The sequence below is a fragment of the Psychrobacter sp. JB193 genome (assembly GCF_002285555.1).
Classification (GTDB): domain Bacteria; phylum Pseudomonadota; class Gammaproteobacteria; order Pseudomonadales; family Moraxellaceae; genus Psychrobacter; species Psychrobacter alimentarius.
Map to the genome: position 1 here is coordinate 252,581 of NZ_NRGY01000002.1, position 14,702 is coordinate 267,282.

Consider the following 14,702-nt stretch of genomic DNA (forward strand, 5'->3'; position numbering starts at 1 on the left):
TAAACAGAGGCTACGAAAAATTCATTCCAATCGCACTATGTTGGTAAACGACATTAAGCAATCTTAGGGATCTTACCTTCGTTAATGACATCAGCATCAACCATCACAGTTTTGGCATCTTTCATCGATGGCAGCTCGTACATGGTTTCAAGTAGCGCGTTTTCTACGATAGAGCGCAAACCACGTGCACCTGTTTTACGCTCCATGGCTTTTTTGGCGATGGCATCAAGTGCTTCTTGTGTGAAAGTGATTTCAGCGCCTTCCATATCAAACAAATATTTGTACTGTTTCACCAAAGCATTTTTTGGCTCAGTTAGAATTTGCACTAACGCTTCTTCGTCAAGCTCTTGTAGCGCAGCAAGCACAGGCAAACGACCAATCAGTTCAGGAATGAGACCAAATTTGATCAGATCTTCTGGCTCAACCTGTTGTAGCAAATCTGAGCTGCGACGGCTGTCATCTTTTGAGCTAACATCCGCGTTAAAGCCAATGCCGCCTTTTTCAGTACGCTGCTGAATCACTTTATCAAGACCAGCAAATGCACCACCAACGATGATAAGAATGTTGCTTGTATCAACTTGGATCAGCTCTTGCTGTGGATGCTTACGACCACCGTGTGGCGGAATAGCAGCAACCGTGCCTTCGATGAGCTTTAGTAGGGCTTGCTGTACGCCTTCGCCTGATACGTCGCGTGTGATAGAAGGGTTATCCCCTTTTTTACTGATTTTATCGATCTCATCAATATAGATGATGCCTTGCTCAGCCTTACTTACATCATAATCAGATGCTTGCAATAGTTTTTGCACGATGTTTTCGACATCTTCACCGACATAGCCTGCTTCGGTTAAGGTCGTCGCGTCAGCCATAGCAAATGGCACATCAAGCAGGCGTGCTAGGGTTTGCGCAAGCAGTGTCTTACCAGAACCCGTTGGACCAATCAGCAAAATATTGCTTTTGGCAAGCTCTACCATCGCATCATCCGCGCCGATTTTGGCTTTTCTGCTGTCACGAGCTAGTGTCTGGCTGACTTTTAGACGTTTATAATGATTATAAACGGCAACAGATAAGGCTTTTTTGGCAGCGTCTTGGCCAATGACATATTCATCAAGCTTGGCGCGCAGCTCTTTTGGCGTTGGTAGCTTTTTATTGACCCAAGAGGTATCAATCTCGCTATCGTCGTCATTGTCTTCAGCACTGTCTGCGATTAGATCGGTACATAGCTCAATACATTCATTACAAATATTGGCATCGTCAGCGGCAATCAGCTGCTGTACATCGCTTTTGGCTTTGCCGCAAAACGAACAATGCGGGGTAGTATCTTCTGCCATAAAAGGCGCTCCTAAAATTTAAGCTTATAAGTATTCTAATGATTCACACGAATGCCAGCGCTTATACGCTGAGGTATTCGATGATTAACAAGGCTTTATCTCAATATTACAAAGAGTCAGGGCGACGCTCTAATACTTCATCAACCAAACCGTATTCTTTGGCTTCTTGCGCATCTAACCAAAAATCACGCTCGACGTCTTTTTCGATTTTCTCTACTGGCTGGCCCGTACGCTCGGCCAAAATTTGGTTTAAGCGAGCACGAGTTTTTAGAATTTCACGCGCATTGATTTCGATATCGGTCGCTTGGCCTTGTGCGCCGCCTGAAGGCTGGTGAATCATCACACGCGCATTGGCAAGTGAATAACGTTTGCCTTTTTGACCCGCTGCCAATAAGAATGAACCCATGCTATAAGCACCGCCCATACAGATGGTAGATACTTCAGGCTTGATGAAGTTCATGGTATCAAAAATCGCCAAACCTGCACTGACTGAACCACCTGGTGAATTGATATATAAATGGATATCTTTATCAGGGTTTTCTGCTTCTAAGAATAACAACTGGGCGACGATTAGATTGGCCATGTGGTCTTCAACTTGACCGGTCAAAAAGATCACACGCTCACGCAATAGGCGTGAAAAGATATCAAACGAGCGTTCACCGCGTGATGATTGCTCAACAACCATAGGGACTAACGCGCTCTGGGGTGCCGCTTGCGTATTTTGCACCTCATTGTGCGCACTCATCAGCATATCAAAATGTGGGTTGGCAGTAATGCGATCATAATCTGTCATAAAAATGTCCTGTTTATACGTACATAAGATAAGGGTAAGAAAACGAACGACCAGGCTGTTATCGGTGTTTATCATTATAAGTATTGCCGCTGAGCGATAACACTCACTAGATACAGTGGTACGCTCTAGATGCTGTTCAAAATAATTGCACTAATGGTAACTTTTTTATTGGAGCAATGGTAATTTTTTCATGTGCAAAATGTTTTTCTATCAATAATAGGAGTGACTTCCTATTAATAAGGCGTCGATGCGCGTTTATCAAGGGGATTGCCTATAAACTGTTTATAAAAAAGATATATAAGCCCCAATAAAAATGCCCTAACAAGTTTGTTAGGGCATTTTATTAGAGCATGTTTCGATAACACTTAGCACTGAATGCCAGTAACTAGCAAATTGCTAAGTAATATCCTACTAAATTACATGCCTTGCTGCTGTTGTTGCTGAGCCGCTAGCAAGTCTTGATAGCTAACTTCTTTGTCAGTTACTTTACCTTGGCTGATCAAATAATCTACCACTTGGTCTTCTAGTACTACAGACTCAATGTTCGCGCGCTGCTGCTTGTCATTGGTGTAGTACTCGATGACTTCTGCTGGATCTTCGTAGTTTTCAGCGGCTTCTTTGATGAAGGTTTCAACACGCTCTTGATCTACTTCTAAGCCTTTGGTATCGATGACACGGGCAACGATGATGCCGAGACGGGCAGCACGTAGCGCTTGCTCTTCAAATAGCTCATTTGGCAGCATGTCTTTGTCGAAGCTATCAGCGTTGGCGCCGAATTGCTGAGAGAAACGTTGCATCATCATGTTGCGTTGACGCTCAATTTCTTGCTCTAACATAGCGTTTGGTACGTCAAACTCGTTCTTTTCTAGCAACGCATCAAAAGTCGCTTGCTTCACTTGGCTACGCGCAGCATTTTTGATTTCGCGTTCCATGTTTTTGCGGACGTCTTCTTTCAACTTCTCAACGCCGCCCTCGGTCACACCGAATAGCTCTAGGAACGCATTATCGATTTCAGGTAGCTTAGATTTTTCAACCAATTTTACGTTGATTTTGAACTGAGCTTCTTTACCCGCTAGGTTCTCAGCTTGGTAATCTTCTGGGAAAGTTACGTCGATGACTTTTTCTTCGCCAGCTTTCATGCCTTTGATACCCGCTTCAAAGCCTGGGATCATCTGGTTGCTACCGATAACCAATTTGAAATCTTCAGCTGAGCCGCCTTCAAATTTTTCGCCATCGATTGAGCCTTCAAAATCAAAAGTGACTTGGTTGTCTTTAGCAGCCATGCCCTTTTTCTCAACGAACTCTTCACGTTGCTTTTGTAGGTTTTCGATCATGGTGTCAACGTCTTCTTCACTCACTTGTGCAGTGTGACGCTCAACTTCGATTTCATCAATACCTTGTACGTCTACTTCTGGGAAGATTTCAACAGTGGCTTGATAGACCAAGAAATCGTCTTCAAGTTTCACGTCGTCGATGTTAGGCATGCCAACCGCGCGGATGTCTTCAGATTTGATCGCTTCAAATACAGTATCGCGGATTACATCGTTGATCACTTCTTGTTGAATGCCAGCACCGTACTGAGAGCGGATGTGTGACATAGGAACGTTGCCTTTACGGAAACCGTCGATTTTGGCAGTTTTCGCAACTTGGCGAATACGGCCTTCAACTTTGTTTTGAATCTTTTCGACAGGTACTTTAACCGTTAGCTGAGTCTCTTTATTAGATAGCTTGTTGGTTGTGACTTGTAAATCTGTAGCCATATTCATTACACCTTTAGGATTAAATAGTACGTTTGATTTAGTAGTACTTGGAGTTAAATGGTAATAGACAACCGCGCCTCAAAATATGAGCGTGTACGACGGCTTGCCGTTGGAATAAATAGGGGATAATGATAGCGCACACACTCATTATCGGTGCCAGAAGCAATCACCACTGGTACTAATGGTTGAGAATGTCGAGGTTATAGACGCTATCAAATATCAATCATAAACCGTTAATAAGCCGCATAATAACGTTTTTTGGCGAATTATACAGCCAAATTAGGGCTTTCAACAAAATTTTAAAAGTAGAACAGTATAATCTATCTGCTTATTAAAGTAAAAATTATCTGTTTGCTATGGTCAGTTCAACATGAAAACGATATAGGTATTTTGAGTTCGACTGGTCAGTATTTCTCTTGCTTGCTGTTCGTATAGCGTGACAGAGGCTGCAAAAAATGCTGACCAGTCATTCTATATTGGCGCTAGACAGATTTTATTATTACTTATATAGAAATCTATAACGACAGCTGGGCTAGCAATTGCTGAATTGCTTGACCGCGATGACTGATGCGGTTTTTATCCGCAGGGCTTAGGCTTGCTGCTGTCGCTTGTCGCTCTGGCAACCAAAACAAGGGATCGTAACCGAAACCACCATCCCCATACGGTGCTTCTAAGATTTCACCATGCCACAAGCCTTGTGCGATAATCGGCAGCGAATCATCTGCATGGAGCACCATAGCTAAAACGCAAACGAATATACCTTGAATAGGCTGCTTACCGCGCATCGCCTGCAAATCAGTGACAAGCTTGGCGTTGTTTTTATCATCATTGCCGTGTTCGCCTGCATAGCGGGCAGAGTAAATACCAGGCGCGTTGCCCAGTACGGGAACACACAAACCAGAGTCATCGGCAATCGCAGGTAGACCGCTGATACGGCTGGCATGACGTGCTTTGATAATGGCGTTTTCTACAAAGCTTAAACCATCTTCGACGGCGTCTTCGATACCCAGCTCACCTTGCGGTACAATCGTCACATTCAGATTTGCTTCAGCAAACAACCTTTGAAACTCAGCCAGTTTACCTTTATTATTACTGGCGAGTACCCATTGGTTATCGGGTGCTGATTGGGTAGAGAAAGTTTTAGAGAGTATCGGGGTGTCAATGGTACTCATGGTATCATTCCGTCATGTGGATAAGGATGGTTTTCTGTGCGCTTGTAAGCATGGTCTATAACATTTGGTAACTGATACTCTCGGTCACGTTTGCTATACTAGCCCGCAAGCTACAGTGAATTATATCTTATGGCTTATGAATATTAAGTTAACAAACATATATAAAGCCAGCCACCTGGCGTTGGGGCAAAAGCAATAGCCCAATCAGTTTTGGCTCCATCATAATACGTGATACTGTGTTAAGCAATAACGTGTATTAAGCGATAAAATTTAATTCAAACAATAAACTCAGCCACTTTAGACCGCTATTTTGTGAAGTAAGAACAGTGTAGAATTTAGCTTTTATAATGTAACGGTCAAAAACAGCAAGGATAAAATAACTATGTCAAATATTACTTTACCAGATCTACCATATGCAAAAGACGCACTAGAGCCACATATCAGTGCAGAGACACTAGAATACCATCATGACAAACATCATGCTGCTTATGTGAACAAGCTAAATGAGCTATTACCAGGTTCTGGTTTAGAAGACAAAACATTGCCAGAAATCATCGAAGCAACTGCTAAAGATGAGAGCAAGCAAGGCATGTTCAATCAAGCAGCCCAAGTATGGAACCATACGTTCTACTGGAACTGCATGACGCCAACCAACGGCGGCGGCGAACCTACTGGCGATCTAAAAGGCAAAATCGAAGAAGATTTCGGTAGCTATGACAAGTTCCGTGAAGAGTTCAAAAATGCAGCATTGACTCAATTTGGTTCAGGTTGGGCATGGCTAGTCGCTGACAAAGTCGGTGGCAAATTGTCAATCGCTAAAACAGCTAACGCTGATACCCCACTTGCACATAATCAAGTAGCCGTATTGACTTGTGATGTATGGGAACATGCGTACTATGTAGATTACCGTAACCGTCGTCCTGACTATGTTGACACGTTCCTAGACAAGCTTGTGAACTGGGACTACGCAAACGCAAAATATAAAGGTCAAGACGCTGGCGTTGAAGAGTAATCTTTAACCAAGCATTTGATACAAAAAAGGACACTGAGAGGTGTCCTTTTTTTGGTTTGGAGTTTGATCATAAAAACCAATGAGACAGTAAACATATCGAAATAAGATAGCTGTGCTTGATACTAAAACTACTGACTTTGATAAAGCATGACCCAGACAAATAATGAGATGACAATAATGACAACCATACACACACCGCGGCTCATTTTACGAGACTTTGCAGCACATGACGCTGCTGACTTATTGGCATATCTGTCCAACCCTATACCCAGCTGTTTTATAGGCGATAAAATCACCTCGATTGATGAAGCACTGACAAAAATTGCCAAAAGACAAAAAGACGGTGATTATATTGCCGTATGTCTCAAAGACTCTGATAAGCTGATTGGTGAGATTTTCTTCATCAAAGAAGAGCCTGATACCTACTCTGTAGGCTGGAATTTTAATGAGCAATTTCACGGCAAAGGATACGCCAGCGAAAGTGCGCGTGCGTTTATTGATTTTTTATTTACCGAACAGGACGCCAGACGCATTTATGCGTATGTCGAGGTTGACAATACCGCCTCACAAAAGCTGTGCGAGCGTTTGGGCTTTCGTCAAGAAGGGCATTTTGTAGAGTTTATCTCGTTTATCAAAAATGCAGACGGCACGCCAAAGTACGAAGATACGTTACAATATGCCATTTTAAAAAAGGAGTGGATAGCGAATAACGATGCTGCCAGCTAACCTTTATCAATAAAAACGGTATTGATGGCGTTATGATACAGGCGACACGAACCTAAAATGCAGACAGGAGGATAGGGTGAATAAAGCGCGCATTGCAGTACTGGCCACATTGACACTCTCGGTGCTGAACCTGTGCTTTATGATACTCAGTGTATTGACTAAGACGCGAGTATTTCCCGATTATCCACCGATAGTCATCACTCTATTCACAGTGTTTTTGATCACTCTTGTGGTGCTCAGCATCTGGCAACTGTTTGCGGGGCTGGACGGTCAGGCTATGCGTGGCAAGATACTGCTACTGCTCGCAATGGAGTATTTTGTGGTGTATGTGGCAGGCATTACTAATATCTTCCCGCGCTCGGCAGAGCCGATGGGACAGACGCTGTTTGTCATGGAGATGCTTGGCGCTTTACTGGCGATTCTGTTGTTTATTAGTGCAAGCGGGTATATCAAGACTGCGCCCACGCACACTTCTACGTAAGTAGTTATACAGTAATTGCGGTGGCAAGGTAACGGTGTACTGTTGATTCATATCCTGACTATGTTGATACGTTCATAGAGAAGCTAGTGAATTGGAACTAGGCAAACGCAAAATATAAAGATCAAGATGCTGGCGTTGAAGCGTAGTCTTTAACAAAGTATTTGATTTGAAAAAAGGGCACCGCGAGGTGTCCTTTTTTTGTGGGTTTTAAATAAGACTTCTACAATATCACTTTATTTTCCAATACTTTTTCCCAAAAACATCTCAAAGCAGTAATATAACGCCGAATATCGGTTTCAGATAAAACAACGTCCCCATTTACTATAAGGTGTGGAAAATTCAGTTTCAAGTTTTTTCCAGATTGACCATCGAATCCATGTTTGATTACATTAGCAGCGAGTCTTAACTCTTTATTCAGTATTGCCCAATTTGGACAAGTGCTAAGATCATAATTATCTTTAGCTAGCTGTGGTTTTAATATGCTAGATTTATCTGAGCCTAACACTCTGTTTTTCTGTTTTTCAAATAGATGAAATAACCAAGTTGCTGTAGAGTTTAAAAATTCTTGCCTTAGCTCTTTTTCAATGGAAAAATGATTAACTTCCTCGAAATAAGCATCTTCTTCTATACTTGCTTCATCATCTATATCAGGGTTAAAACTCTTTGATTTCTTTTCAAGAAACTTCCTTCTTTTTTCTGTGGCTTCTAATTCGATATCTCCAAAGCTATTCAATAATCGAGTAAGAGTTGTTCGTTCAAATCCATCTATTTCGTGCTCAATATTTAGCTTTACTATTTCAGGGTACATTAAATTACTCCGCTAAATTAATTCAAATTTATCTAAAGTTTTACTTCTATAAAACTATTTTTTATTGAATGTACTACCTTGCTCAAAGCGAACATGTAAATCACAACACCTCAAACCCAAACTTACCCAGCGCTTCTCGTAGCATCGCAATATTATAATACGCATGCGCGTTGACGGTGTTTTGAAAGAAAATATAGAGCGTATCAAAGTGCTGACGCTGATTGGCAATCGCTTGCGCCCAGTCCTGCATTTCCGCCTCGCTATAGCGATAATCATGACGGTCACTCGCGCTCATAGCATCCCACCAGTTCAGATTGTTGCCATGCATACGCAGATATCCAGTGCGCTCAGTGAATATCAGCCGTGATGGTGGCAAGCCATTTACTTTTGGATAATCGACGCTGCACCAAATCAACCCTTGCTCGCGAAAACTATCGACCACTTGCGGCGTGTGCCAGCCGTTGTGGCGAAACTCAACGGCAAGCGGATAGTCTCTAAACCAGCTGACAAGATTGGCGAGATACAGACGATGCTCGCGAGTACGATCAAAGCCATGCGGGAACTGGAGTAATAATGGCGCTAAAGCATTCGCTTCAATAAGTGGGGTGAGCGCCGTTAGAAAGGCCTCGGCATGCTCGCTTGTGCCTTTACGTGCATGAGTAAAGTCTTGATGGAGTTTTACGGCGAATTTTAGCTGACTGTCAGTTTGCACATAGGCTTTATCAACCATACCCGCAAAGGCTTTTTGCCCGATGGGTGCGTAGAATGTGCTATTAATCTCGACGGCGCCGTATTGTTTGGCGTACTCGCGCAAAAAGTCCGTTTTTTTGGTGCCAGTGGGATACAGCGTACCGAGCAAGTCAGTATCGATATAGCCACCAGTGCCAAGATAGATACGCGGGGTAGGGTTCCTGTCCATGTTGACCACTCGTTATTTTTTATAATTTACTTTTTATGATTCAGTTTTGGCTATTTTTTACGTGCCCATAGCCAGTCTATCAACGCCAGTAGCGCATCATTGTCTTTATTGATGCTGTAATCATCACGGCTTACCCCATCACTATTTGGCTCACGACTGCCTAGCTCACGAATGATCGCGGTGCGTCCGTCATCAAACAGCGATTGTGCATAGGTTTTGGCATTCTCCACACCCATCAATTTTACATAGGTGGATTTGTCCAGCTTTTCGTCGCTACCAGCAGGTTTGCCAAGCGTGTCGGTGCTGGTGGTCACATCCAAGATATCATCTTGGACCTGAAAGGCAAGACCAATGTGCTGAGCACAATCCTGCAATGCCATGCGTTGTAAAGCGGTCGCGCCAGCACAGATACCGCCCATCAGCATGGCCGCTTCAATTAAGGCACCGGTTTTATCGCGGTGAATGGCCTCTAACTCACGTTGCGAGACGCCCTCTTTTGCTTCAGCATTGAGATCCAGCATTTGACCAGATACCATGCGCCGCGCCCGCGGTGCAAATACCGCGAGCAGCTGGCTTGCGATATCAGAATCAAAATGCGCAAAGGTCGGCATCTCTGCTGTCAATACCTCAAAGGCCAGCGTCTGTAGCACGTCTCCTGCCAATAGTGCAGTCGCTTCATCAAAGGCGATATGGCAGGTTGGCTGCCCACGGCGTAGCTCATCATCGTCCATGCAAGGCAAATCATCATGCACCAATGAGTAGGTGTGCAGTAGCTCCACTGCTAGGGCAGCACGGCGACACATATCATAATCTGAGTCGTTCTCTAACAAGGATGCCAAGTCTTCGCTTTGCATGTCATTGGTTATATTGGTAGAGGTAGAGTCAACAAGACCTGATGCATCATCGGATTTTAAACTTGCTTCAGCCTTGTTCGCATTACCACTTATATTGTTATTGTCAGTGACGCTCGCAAAAACACTTGCGACCAATAGGGGACGTACCGTTTTGCCTTGACCGGTCATCACATAACGACAGGCGTCCATCAGCGGACTTGGGAGCTTTGCATACGTAAATAAAACTTCAATGTCTTGCGCCAATTGTGCGCGTACTGCGCGATGGAACTGCTCGGTATTTTTAAAAGACGGAACGCTTGCTGGCATCAAGCTTGGTATAGAAGAAACAGTCATAACCCAACCATTTATCAGAGAAGAATAAAAATACCCTTAGTGTAGCATGATAGGCGATATTCCTTGTATGGCACGTAGACGCGCTGAATTATTTTTTGCCATTCAACAGCAAAATGAAAGGAGATAATCCCATAAGTCCCCGTTACGTATTGGTGATTTAACTTAGTGGTTGAATGTGCTTTGATAATGGAGGAAGCTGAGAGGTTGATAATGACGGTTTACACACTTTGATAAGTTCATTTTTATGATGTTAACAGGCACTTAAAGGACGCCGGGCACGAGGTAAAGGGCTGTTATCAATTTAAGAGTGACTTGTGAGTATGGTATTAGCTTGTGACAGTCAGGGGCATAATCCCCTACACTAATTGGCGTGAAAGTCATCGTCAGACCGACAACTGTAGCAACTAAAGCAGCCGTACTGAAAGCAAGAGTATATAAATGAAGCGCCGTATGATGTTGTGCAACACACTTAAAATAAGTACAGAGCAGTAAAGACAAAAACACGCGCGCTGGATAATAAAGATATTTTGCCTGATTGACTTGCCAGCTGGCTAGTACGATGAATGGTTTGTCTTCATAACGATTTATTGTCATAAAAGGGCAGGCTGACGATGCTATTACCCATTTTTCTAACAATAACGAGTTATGTGATTTGTACCAAAACGTCGCTTTTAAGACGAAAGGTTTGTCGCATGGCTTTTAAGAGCTAGTTTTTATTACATCGTTTTTATTAAATAGCCTTTATGAATAACAAGGAGTTCGAAATGGTATACCAAGGAAATCGCATCACGGTGACAATGCTAGAGGATGGCATCGCCAACATGCACTACAACGCCGAAAACGAGAGCGTGAATAAGTTTGATGCCGAGACCAACAAGCAGTTTGGCGAAGCCGTTAGCGCGTTAGAAAAAGCTGATGACGTAAAAGGCCTTATCGTCACTTCAGGCAAAGGCGTGTTTATCGCTGGTGCTGACATCACAGAATTTGTGGCTTCTTTCAAAAAATCAGAAAGCGAGATCAAAGATTGGGTGGTTCATGTCAATGACGCTTTCAATCGTTTTGAAGATTTGCCATTCCCAAAAGTGGCTGCCATCAATGGCGCGGCAATGGGCGGCGGTTGTGAGATGACCTTGGTGTGTGAATACCGCGTCATGAGTGATAAAGCAATCATTGGTCTACCAGAGACTCAACTGGGTATCTTCCCAGGGTTTGGTGGTACGGTTCGTAGTACCCGTATCATTGGTATCGACAATGCGCTTGAGCTGATCGCCACTGGTACACCAAAAAAACCGCTTGATGCGCTAAAGCTCGGCTTGGTCGATGCAACCGTACCTGCTGATGACTTGCAAGATGCTGCCATTGATTTGGTCAAAAAATGTATCTCAGGCGAGCTTGATTGGCAAGCCAAGCGTGAAGAAAAACTGGTGCCAGTGAAGCTAAACCAGCTTGAGCAAGCCATGGCGTTCAACAGCGCCAAAGGCATGATCTTTGCCAAGGCCAATCCTAAGCAGTACCCAGCACCAGCCCTCGCTATCGAAGCCATCGAAAAACACGTCAATCTACCGCGTGACAAAGCAATTGAAGTTGAAGCTGCTGGCTTTGCTAAAGCGGCTAAAACCCCACAAGCAGAAAGCTTGGTTGGTCTGTTCTTAAACGATCAATTGGTTAAAAAACTGGCCAAACAACACAGCAAGCAAGCGCATGACATCAACGAAGCCGCTGTACTAGGCGCGGGCATCATGGGCGGCGGTATCGCGTATCAGGCAGCCAGCAAAGGCTTGCCAATTATTATGAAAGACATCAAGTCTGAGCAATTAGACCTTGGTATGGGCGAAGCCAGCAAATTGCTTGGCAAGATGGTTGAGCGCGGCAAGATGACCCCAGCGAAAATGGGCGAAACCTTAAGCCGTATTCGTCCAACGCTAAACTATGGTGATTTTAGCGAAACAGATATCGTCATCGAAGCCGTGGTAGAAAATCCAAATGTGAAGCGTAGTGTCTTAAAAGAAGTAGAAGGCTTGGTAAAAGACGATTGTATCCTAGCGTCAAACACCTCAACCATTTCTATCACTTATTTGGCCGAAGCACTTGCGCGTCCAGAAAACTTCGTCGGTATGCATTTCTTTAACCCAGTACACCGTATGCCACTCGTCGAAGTGATTCGCGGTGAGAAATCCTCTGAAGAAGCCATCGCGACCACTGTTGCGCTCGCTTCAAAAATGGGTAAAGTCCCTGTTGTGGTCAATGACTGCCCAGGTTTCTTGGTGAACCGTGTGTTGTTCCCATATTTTGGCGCGTTTGATTTATTGCTCAAGCAAGGTGCTGACTTTGCTCATGTCGATAAAGTTATGGAAAAATTCGGCTGGCCGATGGGTCCTGCTTACTTAATCGACGTGGTGGGTTTAGATACAGGTGTCCATGGTGCCGAAGTCATGGCAGAAGGTTTTCCTGATCGCATGAAGCCTGATTATAAAGGGGCGATTCAGCATCTATACGAAAACAAGCGCTTGGGTCAAAAGAACGGCGTTGGTTTTTATAAATACGAAACAGATAGCCGCGGCAAGCCTAAGAAAATTGCTGATGATGCCACTTATGAGTTGCTACAAGCGACAAGTGACAGTGACAAACAAGAATTTGATGATCAAGCCATCATCGATCGCACCATGCTGGCTTTCTGTAATGAAACCGTTCGCTGCTTAGAAGACAATATCGTGAGCACGCCTGCCGAGGCCGACATGGCCATGATCATGGGCGTCGGTTTCCCGCCATTCCGCGGTGGCCCTTGCCGTTATATCGACCAGATGGGTCTAGATAACTACTTGGCACTGTGTGAAAAATACGCGCACCTTGGCAAAGCGTATGAAGCCCCGCAAAAGATTCGCGATATGGCAGCCGCAGGCGAGACCTTTTACGCCACCGCGTAATAGGCAGTCATTACTAGGATGAAGTGCAGTACGTTTGCCTTTGAGCAAAACAGCCATTGATAGAACCCTATTTTTCAATCGCAAACGTACGGTTATAGTCAGTTCCATTGAATGTTAATACCAGTGCATCAAACGCAGAAGTACCTATCGTACTTTGGGTAAGATTGGCAAGGTAAAAGCGTCAAAGTGAACGGATGACACTGACAATAAAATTGAAAAGGAAGATAGTATGACAACTTTAAGTCCAAAAGATGTGGTCATCGTAGATGGCGTACGCTCAGCGATGGGCAAATCTAAAAACGGTATGTTCCGCCATGTTCGCGCGGATAGCATGTCTGCTGAATTGGTACGAGCGTTGGTTGAGCGTAACGACTTTGACCCACGTGATGTCGAAGATATCATCTGGGGCTGTGTGAACCAAACGCTAGAGCAAGGCTTAAACATCGGTCGTAACATTGGCCTATTGGCTGGTATTCCAAAAACGGCAGGCGGCCAGACCGTCAATCGTCTATGCGGCTCATCAATGCAGGCGCTACACACGGCCGCTGCCCAAATCATGACCAACCAAGGCGAGATTTTCATCATTGGTGGCGTTGAGCACATGGGCCACGTTGGCATGATGCATGGCGTGGATCTCAATCCTGAAGCCTCAAAGCACTATGCAAAAGCCTCGAACATGATGGGCTTGACCGCTGAGATGCTGGGTCGCATGAATGGCATTACGCGCGAAGAGCAAGACGCCTTTGGTCTTGAGTCACATCGCCGTGCGTGGGCTGCGACTTCTGAAGGTCGTTTTGACAATGAAATCATCGGTATCGAAGGTCATGATGCGGCGGGTCGCTTGCAGCTATGCACCGTCGATGAAGTGATTCGTCCAGATGCGACGATGGAGCAAATGCAAAAACTACGTCCAGCCTTCGATCCAAAAGGTGGTACGGTGACGGCAGCGACGTCATCTGCCTTATCAGATGGTGCCGCAGCAATGCTGGTCATGAGCGCTCAAAAAGCCAAAGACTTGGGTCTCAAGCCACGCGCTCGTATTCGTAGTATGGCTGTTGCTGGTTGTGACGCTGCTATCATGGGTTATGGTCCTGTACCAGCTACCAACAAAGCCCTCAAACGTGCCGGCATGAGCATCGATGACATGCAAACCATCGAGTTAAACGAAGCATTTGCAGCGCAAGGTTTATCAGTTCTAAAAGCACTGAACCTAACGGACAAACAAGATATCGTCAATATCAACGGCGGCGCGATTGCCTTGGGTCACCCACTTGGCTGTTCAGGCGCTCGTATCACAGTGACACTACTCAATGCGATGGAGCAGTCAGATACTGAAATTGGTCTGGCAACGATGTGTATCGGTCTAGGTCAAGGTATCGCGACCGTGATTGAGCGCGTTTAAACACTCGAATCGGTAGTCGATTTGTAATATTTAACCATTGTAAATATTTAGATAATAGCCTCTAGTCTTCATGACTGGAGGTTTTTTTTATTAGAATTTAGACAGTTAAGTCAGTTATAGGTAGCAATAAGAGCTACTCGTAAATAACAGAGCAAAATTATGTCCATTGACGCACTTGCCAAACTGTGAC

12 protein-coding genes are annotated in these 14,702 nt (G+C 44.4%); 5 read left to right on the forward strand and 7 right to left on the reverse strand.

Annotated features, from left to right (window positions below):
• Nucleotides 1-53: 53 nt before the first annotated feature.
• The 4 genes from clpX to rdgB form a co-directional block, all read right to left on the reverse strand.
• Nucleotides 54-1,328, reverse strand: coding sequence for an ATP-dependent protease ATP-binding subunit ClpX (gene clpX, locus CIK80_RS08840; RefSeq protein ID WP_062845553.1), 1,275 nt, complete (start codon nucleotides 1,326-1,328; stop codon nucleotides 54-56).
• 106 nt (nucleotides 1,329-1,434) lie between these two features.
• A complete protein-coding gene (gene clpP / locus CIK80_RS08845) occupies nucleotides 1,435-2,073 on the reverse strand; it encodes an ATP-dependent Clp endopeptidase proteolytic subunit ClpP (RefSeq protein ID WP_179207239.1) in 639 nt (212 codons plus the stop codon).
• Nucleotides 2,074-2,537: 464 nt separating this feature from the next.
• On the reverse strand, nucleotides 2,538-3,881 hold the full coding sequence (gene tig, locus CIK80_RS08850) for a trigger factor (RefSeq protein WP_095569714.1): 1,344 nt from the start codon (nucleotides 3,879-3,881) through the stop codon (nucleotides 2,538-2,540).
• 515 nt (nucleotides 3,882-4,396) lie between these two features.
• Entirely contained in the window at nucleotides 4,397-5,053 is a 657-nt protein-coding gene (gene rdgB / locus CIK80_RS08855; protein WP_095569715.1) for an RdgB/HAM1 family non-canonical purine NTP pyrophosphatase, read from the reverse strand.
• 382 nt (nucleotides 5,054-5,435) lie between these two features.
• On the opposite strand from rdgB, the gene CIK80_RS08860 reads away from it, so the two are divergent.
• The 3 genes from CIK80_RS08860 (at nucleotide 5,436) to CIK80_RS08870 (ending at nucleotide 7,272) form a co-directional block, all read left to right on the forward strand.
• Complete coding sequence (locus CIK80_RS08860; protein WP_062845550.1) at nucleotides 5,436-6,065, forward strand: superoxide dismutase; 630 nt, start codon at nucleotides 5,436-5,438, stop codon at nucleotides 6,063-6,065.
• Between the two features lie 177 nt (nucleotides 6,066-6,242).
• On the forward strand, nucleotides 6,243-6,791 hold the full coding sequence (locus CIK80_RS08865) for a GNAT family protein (RefSeq protein WP_095569716.1): 549 nt from the start codon (nucleotides 6,243-6,245) through the stop codon (nucleotides 6,789-6,791).
• Nucleotides 6,792-6,867: 76 nt separating this feature from the next.
• Nucleotides 6,868-7,272, forward strand: a complete 405-nt coding sequence (locus tag CIK80_RS08870; RefSeq protein WP_095569717.1) for a hypothetical protein — start codon at nucleotides 6,868-6,870, stop codon at nucleotides 7,270-7,272.
• A 220-nt stretch (nucleotides 7,273-7,492) separates the two neighbouring features.
• Here CIK80_RS08870 and CIK80_RS08875 read toward each other — a convergent pair whose 3' ends face one another.
• The 3 genes from CIK80_RS08875 to CIK80_RS08885 all read right to left on the reverse strand — a co-directional run bounded on the left by CIK80_RS08875 (nucleotide 7,493) and on the right by CIK80_RS08885 (nucleotide 10,186).
• Nucleotides 7,493-8,080, reverse strand: coding sequence for a hypothetical protein (locus CIK80_RS08875; RefSeq protein WP_095569718.1), 588 nt, complete (start codon nucleotides 8,078-8,080; stop codon nucleotides 7,493-7,495).
• 100 nt (nucleotides 8,081-8,180) lie between these two features.
• Nucleotides 8,181-8,999, reverse strand: coding sequence for a DUF72 domain-containing protein (locus CIK80_RS08880; protein WP_095569719.1), 819 nt, complete (start codon nucleotides 8,997-8,999; stop codon nucleotides 8,181-8,183).
• Nucleotides 9,000-9,049: 50 nt separating this feature from the next.
• A complete protein-coding gene (locus tag CIK80_RS08885) occupies nucleotides 9,050-10,186 on the reverse strand; it encodes a polyprenyl synthetase family protein (protein ID WP_095569720.1) in 1,137 nt (378 codons plus the stop codon).
• A gap of 764 nt (nucleotides 10,187-10,950) precedes the next feature.
• Here CIK80_RS08885 and fadB point away from each other — a divergent pair.
• Both fadB and fadA read left to right on the forward strand, forming a co-directional pair.
• Nucleotides 10,951-13,110, forward strand: coding sequence for a fatty acid oxidation complex subunit alpha FadB (fadB, locus tag CIK80_RS08890; RefSeq protein ID WP_095569721.1), 2,160 nt, complete (start codon nucleotides 10,951-10,953; stop codon nucleotides 13,108-13,110).
• Between the two features lie 229 nt (nucleotides 13,111-13,339).
• Complete coding sequence (gene fadA / locus CIK80_RS08895) at nucleotides 13,340-14,512, forward strand: acetyl-CoA C-acyltransferase FadA (protein WP_062845543.1); 1,173 nt, start codon at nucleotides 13,340-13,342, stop codon at nucleotides 14,510-14,512.
• Nucleotides 14,513-14,702 lie beyond the last annotated feature (190 nt).